Source organism: Bradyrhizobium sp. CCGB20, assembly GCF_024199855.1.
Taxonomy (GTDB): domain Bacteria; phylum Pseudomonadota; class Alphaproteobacteria; order Rhizobiales; family Xanthobacteraceae; genus Bradyrhizobium.
This window is the reverse complement of sequence record NZ_JANADN010000001.1, coordinates 2,388,434-2,402,449: the sequence shown is the minus strand read 5'-3', so window position 1 is coordinate 2,402,449 and position 14,016 is coordinate 2,388,434. Positions and strand designations below refer to the sequence as shown.

The 14,016-nt window shown below is 65.1% G+C and carries 14 protein-coding genes and 1 tRNA gene; 8 read left to right on the top strand and 7 right to left on the bottom strand.

Annotated elements, in window-relative coordinates; all coding sequences use genetic code 11:
- Nucleotides 1–253 precede the first annotated feature (253 nt).
- Nucleotides 254–2,644: a TonB-dependent siderophore receptor gene (locus tag NLM15_RS10950; RefSeq protein WP_254116963.1), complete on the top strand. Its 2,391-nt coding sequence runs from the start codon at nt 254–256 to the stop codon at nt 2,642–2,644.
- An 87-nt stretch (nt 2,645–2,731) separates the two neighbouring features.
- Here the strand turns inward: NLM15_RS10950 and NLM15_RS10945 are convergent, their stop codons facing one another.
- From NLM15_RS10945 to NLM15_RS10925, 5 genes are all read right to left on the bottom strand, one after another.
- Nucleotides 2,732–2,941 (bottom strand): hypothetical protein, encoded by a 210-nt coding sequence (locus NLM15_RS10945; RefSeq protein WP_254116962.1) that lies wholly within the window; start codon nt 2,939–2,941, stop codon nt 2,732–2,734.
- A gap of 138 nt (nt 2,942–3,079) precedes the next feature.
- Nucleotides 3,080–3,499: a DUF4118 domain-containing protein gene (locus NLM15_RS10940; protein WP_254116961.1), complete on the bottom strand. Its 420-nt coding sequence runs from the start codon at nt 3,497–3,499 to the stop codon at nt 3,080–3,082.
- A 137-nt stretch (nt 3,500–3,636) separates the two neighbouring features.
- Nucleotides 3,637–4,830 carry an MFS transporter gene (locus NLM15_RS10935; RefSeq protein WP_254116960.1) on the bottom strand — a complete coding sequence of 398 codons (1,194 nt, stop codon included), beginning with the start codon at nt 4,828–4,830 and terminating at the stop codon, nt 3,637–3,639.
- A gap of 51 nt (nt 4,831–4,881) precedes the next feature.
- Complete coding sequence (locus NLM15_RS10930; protein ID WP_254116959.1) at nt 4,882–5,436, bottom strand: TetR/AcrR family transcriptional regulator; 555 nt, start codon at nt 5,434–5,436, stop codon at nt 4,882–4,884.
- Between the two features lie 1,313 nt (nt 5,437–6,749).
- Nucleotides 6,750–7,709, bottom strand: a complete 960-nt coding sequence (locus NLM15_RS10925) for an N-carbamoyl-D-amino-acid hydrolase (protein WP_254116958.1) — start codon at nt 7,707–7,709, stop codon at nt 6,750–6,752.
- Nucleotides 7,710–7,921: 212 nt separating this feature from the next.
- Here NLM15_RS10925 and NLM15_RS10920 point away from each other — a divergent pair, with 212 nt between their 5' ends.
- On the top strand, nt 7,922–8,146 hold the full coding sequence (locus tag NLM15_RS10920) for a hypothetical protein (RefSeq protein ID WP_254116957.1): 225 nt from the start codon (nt 7,922–7,924) through the stop codon (nt 8,144–8,146).
- Nucleotides 8,147–8,349: 203 nt separating this feature from the next.
- On the top strand, nt 8,350–8,676 hold the full coding sequence (locus NLM15_RS10915; RefSeq protein ID WP_254116956.1) for a hypothetical protein: 327 nt from the start codon (nt 8,350–8,352) through the stop codon (nt 8,674–8,676).
- Nucleotides 8,677–8,709: 33 nt separating this feature from the next.
- On the opposite strand, the gene NLM15_RS10910 is transcribed toward NLM15_RS10915, so the two are convergent.
- Nucleotides 8,710–9,681, bottom strand: coding sequence for a tripartite tricarboxylate transporter substrate binding protein (locus NLM15_RS10910; RefSeq protein ID WP_254116955.1), 972 nt, complete (start codon nt 9,679–9,681; stop codon nt 8,710–8,712).
- A 321-nt stretch (nt 9,682–10,002) separates the two neighbouring features.
- Here NLM15_RS10910 and NLM15_RS10905 point away from each other — a divergent pair, with 321 nt between their 5' ends.
- The gene (locus tag NLM15_RS10905) at nt 10,003–10,272 is read left to right on the top strand and encodes a hypothetical protein (RefSeq protein ID WP_254116954.1); all 270 of its coding nucleotides are present in this window, start codon (nt 10,003–10,005) and stop codon (nt 10,270–10,272) included.
- A 53-nt stretch (nt 10,273–10,325) separates the two neighbouring features.
- On the opposite strand, the gene NLM15_RS10900 is transcribed toward NLM15_RS10905, so the two are convergent.
- Nucleotides 10,326–10,402: transfer RNA gene (locus NLM15_RS10900), tRNA-Pro, on the bottom strand.
- A 68-nt stretch (nt 10,403–10,470) separates the two neighbouring features.
- Between NLM15_RS10900 and NLM15_RS10895 the strand changes: the two genes are divergently transcribed.
- From NLM15_RS10895 to NLM15_RS10880, 4 genes are read left to right on the top strand one after another with little or no spacing between them, the layout of a single operon-like run.
- Nucleotides 10,471–11,460, top strand: coding sequence for an L-threonylcarbamoyladenylate synthase (locus tag NLM15_RS10895; protein ID WP_254116953.1), 990 nt, complete (start codon nt 10,471–10,473; stop codon nt 11,458–11,460).
- A gap of 19 nt (nt 11,461–11,479) precedes the next feature.
- Nucleotides 11,480–12,907, top strand: coding sequence for an FAD-binding oxidoreductase (locus tag NLM15_RS10890; RefSeq protein ID WP_254116952.1), 1,428 nt, complete (start codon nt 11,480–11,482; stop codon nt 12,905–12,907).
- A complete protein-coding gene (locus tag NLM15_RS10885) occupies nt 12,904–13,338 on the top strand; it encodes a GNAT family acetyltransferase (RefSeq protein WP_254116951.1) in 435 nt (144 codons plus the stop codon). Before NLM15_RS10890 ends, NLM15_RS10885 begins: the two co-directional genes overlap by 4 nt.
- Before the next feature lie 20 nt (nt 13,339–13,358).
- Nucleotides 13,359–13,940, top strand: coding sequence for a GDP-mannose pyrophosphatase (locus tag NLM15_RS10880; RefSeq protein WP_254116950.1), 582 nt, complete (start codon nt 13,359–13,361; stop codon nt 13,938–13,940).
- Nucleotides 13,941–14,016 lie beyond the last annotated feature (76 nt).

Genomic DNA, 14,016 nt, shown 5'->3' with positions numbered 1-14,016 from the left:
GTCGGATGTCTGGACGGGCACGTTGCTATCATACGCGGCCGGCAGGGAAACTCCGTAGTCGCCACAGGTGCTGTCCGCACTGCGCTCGCGGAACCCGACCAGTTTCGAACGATTCAAATCGCTCTGTGCGGAATGGCCGCACGGTCACCGTGTTCATGCACGCAGTGACTCGTGTGCACGGATGCGCCTTGCCCCGCATCCGGCCACGCAATGGGGAATCCGGGCGAGTTTTGCAGAGTTGAGGGAGGGCGCGATGAGCCGCATCGCCGCCGCGGGAGAGCTTTTGTCTGCCGCGAACTACATTTCCACGCGCAAGGTCTCGGGGGTCGGAGGCGTCTTGACCGCGCTGATGACATCAGCGGCGTTCTTCGCCGGCTCGCAGGCCTACGCACAATCCTCGCCTGCGCCAGGCGTGACGATTCCGTCGGTCACCGTGACCGCGCCGGAAGCGCAGCGCCGCTCCAATCCTTCCCCGGCCGCGCGCCGGTCGAGCGGCGCACGGACGCGCCGGACGCAGACCGCGCGGCGGCCCGAGACCACGGCCGCGCCCGTGCCCTTCGCGCCATCGCAGGACGCGCGCACCGGGACGGTCGGCTATTACGCCAACAGCACCTCCGTCGCCACCAAGTCCAACACGCCGATCGTCGACATCCCGCAATCGCTGTCCGTCATCACGCATGAGCAGATCCGCGACCAGAACTATCAGGGCCTGACCGACGTGACCCGCTATGTCCCGAGCGTCGCCGTCCACCAGGGCGAAGGCAACCGCGACGAGCTCGTCATCCGCGGCGTCGATTCCAGCGCGAACTTCTTCGTCAACGGTTTTCGCGATGACGTGCAGTACTTCCGCGACTTGTACAACGCGCAGAGCATCGAGGTGCTGAAGGGCCCGAGCGCACTCACCTTCGGCCGCGGCGCAGGCGGCGGCGTGCTCAATCGCACCCTCAAGGAGGCTGACGGCACCCGCATCTACCAGGCCACCGCGCAGACGGGATCATGGGGCGACCGCCGCGTTTCGCTCGACGCAGGCCAGGCCATCAACGAGAGCGCGGCGGCGCGGCTGAACGTATTCTACGAGGGCAGCGATGCGTTCCGCGACTTCAATCATCTCGAGCGCTACGGCATCAATCCGACCGTCACGCTGAAGCCTGATGACTTCACCAAGGTCAGGCTCTCCTACGAATATTACCACGACGGCCGCACCGCCGATCGCGGCAATCCCTCGCAGAGCCTTCCGGGCGGCGTCACCCGCTTCAATCCGACGACGCCGTTCGCGCCGAACGGAAATCTCCAGACCTTCTTCGGCAGCCCGAGCCTCAATACGGCGCAGGCGACGGTGCAGACCGGCATGGCGATCATCGAGCACGACTTCCAGAATGGACTGTCGGTCCGCAACGGCACGATGGCGGCCGACTACCAGAAGTTCTACCAGAACGTCTATCCGACCGGCGGGCCGCTCGCGGGCGCCGTGAACCCGGCCGATACCGCAGTCAATCTCGGCGCCTACCAGCACACGACCAACCGCGACAATGTCTTCAACCAGACCGACTTCACCTACAAGGGTTGGACCGGGCCGATCGCGCACACCTTCGGCTTCGGCACCGAGTTCGGCCGCCAGAGCGGCGTCGACATCCGCAACACCGGCGTCTTCCCGAACGGCACCAACACCATCGTCCAGAACCCGTTCGCGCCGACCTACTTTGGGCCGGTGACCTTCATCCACCACGCTACCGGCGTGAATGGTGATGGCGTCACGACGCCGGACTCCAACAGCAAGTACCGGCTGAATGTCGAGTCCGGCTATCTGCGCGACACGATCGAATTCTCGCGCGCGCTCCAGTTCATTGCCGGCGCACGCTTCGACCGCTTCGAGATGTCGGCGCTCGACATGAACACCAACCTCAACCGCAACCGCACCGACAATCTGGTGTCGCCGCAGGCGGCCGTGATCCTCAAGCCGATGCAGAGCATGTCGGTCTACACCGCCTACAGCATCTCCTATTTGCCTGCCTCCGGCGACCAGTTCTCCTCGCTCAACGACGGCACGCTGATCCTCCAGCCGCAGAAGTTCGAGAACACCGAGGTCGGCATGAAGTGGAATATCAGCCCGAAGCTGCTGTTCTCGACCGCGATCTACAATCTCAACCGCACCAACCAGCCGATCGCCGACGGCAACAATCCCGGCTTCTTCCTGCCATCCGGCAGCACGCTGACGCGCGGCTTCGAGGCGAGTCTCGTCGGCTACATCACCGAGCAATGGCAGTCCTCGCTCGGCTATGCCTATACCGATGCGAAGATCACCAGCGCGACCTCGGCGACCGTGGTACCGGGCAATCGCGTGCAGCTCGTGCCGTACAATCAATTCGCCTGGTGGAACAAGTACCAGTTCACGCCGATGTGGGCGGCCGCGCTCGGCATCATCTATTTCGGCGATTCCTTTGCATCGTCGGACGACACGGTGAGACTGCCGAGCTTCGTGCGCTTCGATGCCGGCGTCTACGCCACGATCGACGCCAACTGGCGCGCGCAGCTCACGATCGAGAACATCTTCAACCGCGGCTATTGGGCATCCGCCGACGGCAACAACAACATCTCGCCCGGTCAGGGCCGCACGGTGAAGGTTCAGGCGAGCTACCGGTTCTGATCAATCCACCACGCGAGATCGCAGTCCGCGCCTGGGGTGGACAGTTATGGTGCCCGCCCCTGGTCTCACGATCCTGATGGTTAACGATCAGGCCGCGAGCGGGGCGGCGTAGTCCGCGCGCGCGGCGAAATAGGCTTCCAGCTCCGACAGCGCCCGCGCTTCCCACTCGCTCGCCTGCTCCAGCAGCGACCAACGCTGACCCGGGCGGAATGCTGCGGTCTGGCGGTAGAGCGATGCGATGCCGCGATAGCGGCGCACATTCTCAAAGATGGCGTGACCACTCATTTGGCCGTTCATGTCGAAAACTCCCTCGTCATTCCCGGGGGAGAAACTGCGGCCAAATCTTTTTCGAAAAGTTAGCGGCGCGCACCAAGCTCGCGGATGGTTGCCGGACTGTTGCGCGGGCGCAACGCGCGGCTTCCGCGCGAAGCACGTTTATTGCGAATTCGTTGCCGCGCTCTCGCCCGAGGGCTTCAGCCCGCCGCGGCTGATCATGGCCATCGTCTCGCGGCAGAGATCGGCAAGGCCGATCAGGAGCGCCGCGAGCAGGCAGAACAGGTTGATGGAATCCGCGCCCGCGCTGGTCAATGGCATGAACTGGAAGAACGGCGGGATGAACGCCCACCACACCAGCGGAATCGTCAGCAGCGCGGCGAACGCCGCCGCCGGCGCGCCCGCGATAATCCCGAGCACGAACAGGCTGGGCAGGAAGGCCGCGAAATAGAGCTTGGCGCCGAGCGCGACGCAGGCGCCCTGAAGCACGGCCGACATTGCGACGACGACAAATCCGAGCAGAAACGCCTGCCACGACCATGGCCGTACCCGCGGTACGCCAACCAGTCCCGTACGCCTCATCAGCCTCCCCCTGCCGCCCGTTAACCGGGCCTTGCGACCAAAGTACTACAGCCGCCGGGAAACCGCGAGATGGAAATCGCACGGTGCAGGACTGCGTATCCAGGGCTTGGTAAACGGCCATGGGCACGATCGTACCGCTATTCGGTGGCCGCATAGATCAGGCCCCCGACGGGCAATGCAAGGCCAATGGCCGACGCCAGCACCCAGCCGCCTTGCGCGAAGGCCCAGGCGCCGACCGCGGAGCCGGCAGCGCCGGCCGCGAAGAACGTCGCCATATAGAGGCCGTTGAGGCGGCTGCGCTGCTCGTGCCCGAGCACGAAGATGGCGCGGAAGCCGAGCACGACATTGCCCTGCACACCGATATCGATGGCGATCGCGGCCACGACCAGGCAGGCGAGATTCAGCATCGAGCCGGCCGCACCGATATAGGTCACGAGGAAGCCGGCAGCAGCGAGCAGCATGGCGACCAGCGTCGCGATGCGGCTATGGCCGCGGTCGGCGAGCCGTCCCGCGATCGGGGCCGCGAACACGCCGGCGACGCCGGCCAGGGCGAACAGCGCGATGCCGCGTTGGGAGAAGCCGAACGCGCTGGCGAGCTGGAGCGGCGCCACCGTCCAGAACAGCGTGAAGGCGCCAAACAGGCTCGCCTGATAGAGCGCACGGCGCCGAAGTAGCGGCGTGGTCCGGGCCAGATGCGGCATCGACAGCAGCAGCGTGCCGTAATGCATGCGCGCGACCGGCTTGCGCTTCGGCAGCGTGGTCAACAGCACGGCGGCGAGCACGATCATCAGCGCGGCGGAGATGAAGAACACCGCGTGCCACGACAATGCCGCGGTGACGAAGCTCGACACCGGCCGCGCCAGCATAATGCCGAGCATCAATCCGGTCGAGACGTTGCCGACGACGCGGCCGCGGATGGCTTCCGGCGCCAGATGCGCCGCATAGGGAATGATGATCTGCACCGCGACCGAGCCGAGCCCGATGAACAGCGCCGCGATCAGGAACGGCAGCGCGTGGGTGGCGAATGCGGCGGCAAGCAGCGCGGCGGCGCCCAGCATGATGACGGAGCAGATCAGCGCGCGGTTCTCGACGAGGTCGCCGAGCGGCACGATGAAGAGGAGCCCCACGCCGTAGCCGATCTGCGTCATGGTGACGATCAGCCCCGCTGCCGCATGCGAGAGGCCGAGCGCGGCGCTGATCGGGGCGATCAGCGGCTGGGCATAATAGATGTTGGCGGCGACCATGCCACAGGCCGCGGCAAGCACGAAGGTCAGTCGCTGCGACACCGCATCCGGTCCGGGCGCGGTCTCGATCGTGGCATTCATCGTCATTCCAACAGACTCCAGTGATAGGGAATGATCATTCCCTAATAAGACAAGAATTCAGGCGAGCAGCTTCATCGCGACGCCGACCAGGCGCTCGCCGTCGAGCGGCAGGCGCGCCTTTCCGACGACGCGCAGACCCTGCGTCATGCAGATCATCAGCCGCGCGGTGTCCTCGGCCGCGATATGGGCGGGAATCGAACCGTCGGCCTGGCCCTCGCGGATGAGGCCGGCGATGAAGCTTTCGTTGGTCTTGAGCTGCGCGGTCACGCGGGCGCGGATCACCGGATCGACCGCCGACAGCTCGACGGCGCTGCCGACCACGATGCAGCCGCGGCGCCCTTCGCTGCCCTGAGAGCGCTCGACATAGGACAGCAGCACAAGACCCACACGGTCGCGGCCGTTGGCACCGCGCGCGGCCGCGCCGCGGGTCTGCTCCCGGCGCACCGTCGCGTAACGCTCGAAGGCGGCGAGGAACACGGCGTGCTTGTCGCGAAACGCCTTGTAGACGCTGCCGGTGGCGAGCTGCATCGCGGCGGTGAGATCTCCGATCGAGGTGGCATGATAGCCGCGCTCGCAAAACACCCGCACCGCGCCGTCGAGGGCGGTGTCCATATCGAACTCCCGGGGACGGCCGGGCGGCTGGGCAGCAGGCAGGGAGCGGCGGGCGGCTTTTTGCATTGCGGCATAATAGGGAATGACCGTTTCCGAATCAAGACACCTGGTTGTGATGGGGCGCACGACGACAATGACGCTGTAGTTTCGCCATTGCGCGGGAGTGACGGTGATAGAGCGAGGTGCCATAGGGTGAGCAAAGGCGCAAAGCACCGTGCCCACGATTCCGGCGATGCAGCGCAAAATGCGTGGGGCACGCTTCGCTTTGCCCACCCTACGATGCCGGGGTGTTTGGCACGCTCTCTCCACATCGTCATTGCGAGCGCAGCGAAGCAATCCAGAATCCTTCCGCGACGGGTTTCTGGATTGCTTCGTCGCAAGAGCTGCTCGCAATGACGGAGCGAGGGGCATCGGTCTCGTTCGCCAAATACCACTGTCATTCCCCGCGAAAGCGGGGAATCCAGTACACTGCGGCTTCTCGGCTCAATTACGACCGCCTCTGGAATACTGGATCGCCCGGTCAAGCCGGGCGATGACGGCGAATGGCCGGACGCAGACACACCTTCGCATCCTCGCGGCGCATTTCGCCCGAGCTTTGCTTCGTCTCACCGCCCTCATATCCAAGAGGGCGCAGGGAAGGCCGGGTGCCGGCGGCACCCGCGGTCCGCTGCGCGAAGTGTAGCGCAAGGAGACCGCACAACGGCATACAGGTGAAGCCCAACACGCGGCCTTCCCTGCGCAGTGGTTGGACGGCTTATGCCGTGCTCTCCCGGGAGCCGAGTTCCTTCTGGCCTCCCTCACCCTCGCAGAATTAACCGGCACCGCGCCGGTTGACGCGACTGCCGCCTCCGCAAGAGCTTGACCGTAGCAACGACGGCCAGGACCACACGGTTTTGCCGTACGCACGTCCGTTGGCGCCACAGGGTTCGACGGCGTTGTGCACGTTGCCATCGAAATACTGGCGAGACGAACCTGACAGCGCCGTTCGTCCGCACGAAGCCTCAGGGCTCACGGAGAGCAATCCGCCCTGCCCTTAGCCTCGCGCCCGACGCTGCTGCGTCCACCGCAACCCGGCTCTCGATAGTCACGACACGAGATCGCCCCTCAAGATCGAGCCGGGATGGGCGGACACATACGCCGATTCCGAATTTCGGTAAAGTGGAATATTTCTTGGCGGACGGATTGACAGGCTACAGGTGTTTTGCCCGTCGTCGGGCAATGCAAAGCCTGTAGCCCGGATGAGCGCAGCGGCATCCGGGCTCTTTGCGAGTGGGGTCCCGGGTGTCGCTACGCTCACCCGGGCTACAAGAGCCTCACCCCTTCGGCCGCACCGGCGTGCCGTCGGCCAAAGTCGTCACCCCCTTCCGTTGGACGATCATCCCATACGCCCCCGGCTGGCGGTGAACGTCGAAATTGAACGTCGTGCGCTTGTAGGAATTGCAGAGATCGAGATCGCAGCGGGCCAGCGCGATCTCGTCGCCCTTGGTCGTGCATCTCGCGATGATCTCGCCGGAGGGTGCGATGATGCAGCTGCCGCCGATGTGGTCGACGCCCTCCTCGATACCGGCCTTGGCGACGCCGACCACGAAGGTGCCGTTCTGGTACGCGCCGGACTGCATGACGAGATGATTGTGGAAGAGCGAGAGATCGTCGTGCTCCGGCGCGGGCGGATTGTGCACCGGCGTGTTGTAGCCGATCATCACCATCTCGACGCCCTGCAAGCCCATCACCCGGTAGGTCTCGCTCCAGCGGCGGTCGTTGCAGATCGCCATCCCCATCAAGCCGCCGAAGGCATCGACGACACCAAAACCGCTGCCGGGCTCGAAATAGCGTTTTTCCAGATGCTGAAATTCGCGCCACGGCTCGTGCCCGGCATGGCCGGGCAAATGAACCTTGCGGTATTTCGCGACGATGGCGCCGCCCTTGTCGACGAGGATGGAGGTGTTGTAGCGCCTGACAGTTCCGGCCTCAACCGTCAGCTCGGCATAGCCGAGATAGAATCCGATGCCGATCTCGCGCGCGAGGTCGAACAGGACCTGCGTTTCCACCCCCGGCATCTCGCGCTCGAAGAAGCTGTCGATCTCGGCCTGATCCTCGAAATACCAGCGCGGAAAGAAAGTGGTCAGCGCGAGCTCGGGATAGACGATCAGGTCACAGCCGTTGGCCTTCGCCTGGCGCATCAAGGCCATCAGACGCGCCACAACCGCGGTTCTCGTCTCGCTTCTCGCAACCGGGCCAAGTTGGCCGGCCGCGACATTCACAAATCTTCCCACGCGTCTTTCCTTTGTTGGCTTGTCGACGGCGCACAATCAAGTTCCGTGCCTCTTCTGGCCTGTCTCGCAGTTGCCGGTAGATGCACACCCAAGCAGGGAACTTTCGTTGCCAATCTGCAACGGTTCCCAACTGTCTGAAGCCGGACAAAACAAACTCCCATTCCGGCCATGAACCGCTCTCACAACGCCGTGAGACTAGCAGGGGAACTACGATGCGTGCACAACGCGTTTGGAAAGTGAATGGAGCCGCCAGCATCGGGCAGCTCCAATCGAGACTGGACGACCTCAACAAGCGCCTCGGCCAGCTCGAAAGCCAGCATCCGGAGAGCTGGAGGCTCGAGGAGCTCAGATCGAGCGCGCTCAGCCTGTCGCGCGAGATCGACGACATCCGTTGCGCCGAAGCGACGGCCGCGCTCAGCGAGCTGCTGCGGAAGTAGTCAGGCCTTCAGCGATTCGGCGCCGCGCCAGGAACCAACGCCGCGCACTGCCATTTCCATGAGAGCATGGAGCAAGATCATGACCAGGCACCTGACGCGAGCCCATCTCGCGCGCGGCGTGGCCGGCGCGGTGTCCACGCTGGTCCTGTGCGCGACGGCGGCATTCACCATCGCGCGCCATTTCGCGCTGTGAGGGATTTCGCATGACGTCCGACCCCGAGGAGTCGGTGAGGCTGCAAGGCTACGGCGAGATGACGTTGCGCACGGCGATCGCGACGTTGATGGCGGTCGCGCCACGCGAGCGATCCGAGGCCGCCATCTTCCGCGTTCGCGACGGCTCGCGACTGGCATCGAGCGAGATCACCGAGCTTGCCTCGGAATGGGGCATGACGCCGATGGCCGAAGTCAGGTCGCCAAGACTGGCACCCGATCAGCACTGGCCGGACATCGTTCGCGGCATGGTGCGCGAGGCGCCGCTGCCAGCGCTGATGCTGGCATTTCTGGTCGGCGTGCTGGTGGCGCGGCGGTAGTCTCGCGACGACCGCCGGCTACGGCAGGAGTGATCACTTCTGCTCGCTTGCTCGCATCTCCTCGGCGTAAGGACGCAAAGCCGCGGACATGTCGTCGAGGCGTTTCTGCCACTCAGCGCCAGGCAGGAAGGCGATCACGGGCTCATCCCCGGGTGAGCTCGTCACGAACTCGGGATTGCGGAGGCCTTCGGCAATCCCGCCTTCCAGCTTCCTGACGATGTCGTCCGGAACGTCCTTCGGGACCGCGAAGCCGCGTTCCGCCGTCGACGTGACTGGAAAGCCCACCTCCTCTGCCGTCGGAACGTCCGGCAGCGATGGAAAGCGCTTCTTCGACAGGATCGCGATGACGCGAAGTGGTCCCTTGTTGGTGCCATGCAATTCGGGAATCTCGCTGAGACTCACCATCCCGACTTCCAGATGTCCGCCCAACAGATCGGTCCGCTGTGCCGCCGTTCCCCTGTAAGAGATTTCGTTGGGCTCGACTTTCGCGGCTGCTGCCAGCATGCGAATGGCCAAGTGACCGTTCGTGCCGGCACCATTGTGACCAAACGTCACCGAGCCCGGCTTGCTGCGAAGGGCGGCAACGACATCCGGCAGGTTCTGGAATCTGCTGTCCGCGGGCACCACGATGACGTTCGGATCCTCGACGACCCGTGCGACCAGCCGGATTTCGTCCATGGTGTATTGAGTTTTGCGAGTCATCGGCAAGAAATTGTAGCCCGGCACGTTGACGACGCCGATCGAATAGGCGTCGGGCGCCGCGCGCGCGATCGCAGCAAACGCGATCTCCCCACCGGCGCCAGGCTTATTCAGGACGACAAACTTCGCTTTGCCGCCCAGCGCGCGCTCGACAAAGGGAAGAAGTTTGCGGGCCATGACATCGGTGCCGCCGCCGGGCGCAAAGCCAACGACGACTTCGATCGGCTTGTCGTCCGGCCACGCGGCCCATGCCGACCCACAGGCAGCGAAGCCAAAAGCTGCAACGAGCGCGATAATCTTGTTCATGATTTCCAGCCCTGTTTCTTGTTATTGGCCGATCGCGCTCTCGAACGCGCAACCGGCTATGCAGTCATCTAGCCGTCGGCCTGACCGGATGGCAACCGGTTATGCCGCGTGCAAGGACTTCGCGCGCAAAAGCTTTAGCAATGACGCAAGCGCGGAGATGCACCGTCATCGAAATCCCGATAGCTTGCGCATTGGATTTGCGCGCAGGATTTCCTGACTGACGAAGGCTACGATTGGCGATCTCGAAGGTGGCGCAGCGCTGTGCGGGAGGTAGAGCTTCGCCAGGGCGCTCCAAGCCGGTTGGTCGTCCACGCCTTCCAGATGACGTCGGTGCAGCTATTCGACCTCACCGAGGCCGGAATCCTCTTCGAACTCAAGATCGAGATCGATCCCGACGGGACCACGCTGAGCTCGGAGTCCAGCTATGGCGTGTACGGCCGGATCAAGGCCAAGGGGATCGTGATCTCGTTCGAGCCCAAGCCAGCCAGCTCATCCCGAACCTGGCGAGCCATGCCCCCGGAACAAGCCGCCCTGCTTGGGCCAAATCGGCCGTGGACCCGCCCCGAAAATCGTTGCAAAAAGGCGTCCTGAGGCCCCGGCGGCCGGTCCGCCAAGCCTCTGGAAAACGTCGACTTTTGGAAGAATGGTCGGAGTGGCAGGATTCGAACCTGCGACCCCTGCGTCCCGAACGCAGTGCTCTACCGGGCTGAGCCACACTCCGACAAGAAGGCGGCTTATAGCGTCGGGTTTGACGCACCGCAAGCGGCCGAGCCGAGGAATTTTGTCCCTGTGAAAACGGGTCTTGAAACGCTGATTTTACCGGCCGGCGAGGCCGGCGCGGACGCCGCCGCCCGGACCTTGGCCGCCGGCGGGCTGGTCGCATTTCCGACCGAGACCGTCTACGGGCTCGGCGCGGATGCCGCCAACGCCGCCGCGATCGCCCATCTCTACGCCGCCAAGGGGCGGCCGGCCTTCAATCCGCTGATCGCGCATGTCGCCGACCTCTCGGCAGCGCGACGAATCGGGCGGCTCGATGCGCGCGCGTTGAGCCTTGCGGAGGCGTTCTGGCCGGGGCCGCTGACGCTGGTGGTGCCGAAGACCGAAGACTGCCCGGTGGCCGATCTCGCCACGGCAGGCCTCGACACCGTCGCGATCCGCATTCCCGCCCACCCCGTGGCGGAGGCGATTTTGCGCGCCTTCGGCGGGGCCGTGGTGGCGCCGTCCGCCAACATCTCCGGCCACGTCTCGCCGACTCAGGCCGCCCATGTCGCAAGCGACCTTGCGGGCCGCATCGACCTCATCGTCGACGGCGGCCCCGTCGCGGTCGGCGTCGAATCGACCATTGTCGGCTGCTTCGAGGCGCCGATGCTGCTCCGTCCGGGCGGGCTGTCGCGCGAGCGGATCGAGGCCGTGCTCGGCGCGCCCCTGGCGCGGCCGCCGGTGGAGGCCGAGAGCGACGACAGCCAGCCGCTGGCGCCGGGTATGCTGGCCTCGCATTACGCGCCGCGCGCCCAGGTGCGGCTCAACGCGCGCGATGTCGCGGCGGGCGAAGCGCTGCTGGCCTTCGGCCCCGCGCGCCTGCCCGGACTTGAGACCGCAGCCGCTGTCATGAATTTGTCGCCCGCGGCTGATCTCGATGAAGCCGCCGCCAATCTGTTCGGCTATCTTCGCGCCCTCGATGCGAAGGGCCCGCGGGCGATTGCGGTGATGACAGTGCCCGAAGAAGGACTTGGCGAAGCCATCAACGACCGGCTGCGCCGGGCGGCCGTGGCGCGCTAGAAGTGGAATGAGAGACGACATGAATATCGACAAGCCTGCCACCCCGCCGCTTGCACCCGAGCTGATCGACCAATTCCGCAAGATCGTCGGCGACCGCCATGCCATCACCGACGCAGCCGACATCGAGGCCTACGTCACCGAGGAGCGCAATTTGTTCCACGGACGCTCGCCGCTGGTGCTGCGTCCGGGCTCGACGGCGGAAGTCTCCGCGATCTGCAAGCTCGCCTCCGCGCACAGGATCGCGCTGGTGCCGCAGGGCGGCAACACCGGACTCGTCGGCGGACAGACGCCGCATAATGGCGAGGTCGTGGTGTCACTGCGCCGGCTCGACAAGATCCGCGAGATCGACACGGCGTCCAACGCCATGACCTGCGAGGCCGGCGTGGTGCTGCAGATCGCGCAGCAAAAGGCCGCCGACGTCGACCGGCTGTTTCCGCTGTCGCTCGGCGCCGAAGGAAGCTGCACCATCGGCGGCAATCTCTCGACCAATGCCGGCGGCACCGCCGCGCTCGCCTATGGCGTCGCGCGCGAGATGGCGCTGGGGCTGGAAGTGGTGCTGGCCGACGGGCGCGTGCTCAATGTGTTGTCGAAGCTGAAGAAGGACAACACCGGCTACAATCTGCACAACCTCTTCATCGGCGCCGAGGGCACGCTCGGCATCATCACCGCGGCGACGCTAAAACTGTTTCCGAAGCCGCGGGCGATCGAGACCGCCTATGTCGGGCTGAAGTCGCCGGCCGCGGCACTGAAGCTGCTGACGATCGCACAGAGCGAGGCCGCCAATGCGCTGACGAGCTTCGAGCTGCTCTCCGAGATGGCGGTCGATTTCTCGGTCCGCCACGGCATCGACGTACGCGATCCGCTTGCAGAGAAGCATCCCTGGTACGTGCTGATGGAATTGTCCTCGCCCGGCGATGACGCTCGCACCCCGCTGGAGACGATCCTGGCCCGCGCCATGGAGGAGGAGATCGTCGACGACGCCGTGATCGCGGCCAACCTGACCCAGCGCAACGGCTTCTGGAAGCTGCGCGAGGAGATGTCGTCGGCGCAGAAGCCGGAGGGCGGCTCGATCAAGCATGACATCTCCGTGCCGATCGCCGCCGTGCCGGCCTTCATCGCCGAGGCAGATGCCGCAGCGGTGAAGCTGATCCCGGGCGCGCGTCCGGTGCCGTTCGGCCATCTCGGCGACGGCAATTTGCACTACAATGTCAGCCAGCCGATCGGCGCCAACACCGCTGACTATCTGGCGCGCTGGCACGAGATGAACGCCGTCGTGTTCGAGATCGTGCTGCGCATGGGCGGCTCGATCTCGGCCGAGCACGGCATCGGCGTGCTCAAGCGCGACGAGCTGCCTGACGTCAAGGACAAGACCGCGATCGAACTGATGCGCGCGATCAAGGCGATGCTCGACCCGCAGGGCATCATGAATCCGGGGAAGGTGCTGTGAGGACCCTCGCGATCGACGCGATCACCGACGCCGATGTCGAGACGGTCGTCGCGTTGTGGCAGCGCTGCGGCCTGACGCGGCCCTGGAACGATCCGCATGCCGACATCGCGCTGGCGCGGCGGCGCGACAATTCCACCATCCTGCTCGGCCGCGACAATGGCGCGATCGTCGCCACCGTCATGGCCGGCCATGACGGCCATCGCGGCTGGGTCTATTACGTCGCGGTCGACCCCGATATCCGCAAGCGCGGCTACGGCCGCGTCATCATGGCTGCCGCCGAGGACTGGCTGCGCACGGCTGGAATTGCAAAGCTCCAGCTCCTGGTTCGCCGCGAGAACGCGCAGGCCAATGCGTTCTATCAGTCGCTGGGTTTTGAGGAATCGACCTCGGTGATGTTCCAGAAGTGGCTCGACGGCCGCGCTCCCACGTAGTTCCTAGCCGGAAGACAGCAATGACCATCTCCGACCGCGTCCGCATCAAGGACGTCCGCGTGCTCTCGGACGGCTGGACCACGTTGAAGAGCACGACGTTCGAGTATCGCCGCGCCAACGGCGAGTGGCAGACGCAGCACCGCGAGACCTATGAGCGCGACAACGCCGCCGCCGTGCTGCCGTATAATCGCGCACGGCGTACCGTGATCCTGGTGAAGCAATTCCGCTTGCCGGCGTTCATCCGCGGCTACGACGATCTCCTGATCGAAGCGGCCGCCGGCGTGCTGGATAACGCCGAGCCCGAGATGCGCATCCGCGCCGAGGCCGAGGAGGAGACCGGCTATCGCCTGCACCACGTCCAAAAAGTGTTCGAGGCGTTCATGAGCCCCGGCGCGGTGACTGAAAAGCTGCATTTCTTCGTCGCGGAGTACGAGCCGGAGATGCGGGTCAGCGACGGCGGCGGCCTCGAGCACGAGGGCGAGGACATCGAGGTGCTGGAGCTCGGCATCGACCAGGCCCTGGCGATGATCGCCGACGGCCGCATCATCGACGGCAAGGCGATCATGCTGCTGCAATATGTGGCGCTGAATGTGTTCAGATGACTCGCGAGCTGCCTTCTTCCCGTCTCCCCTTGTGGGAGAAGGTGGCGCGAAGCGCCGGATGAGGGGTCTGTTTCCG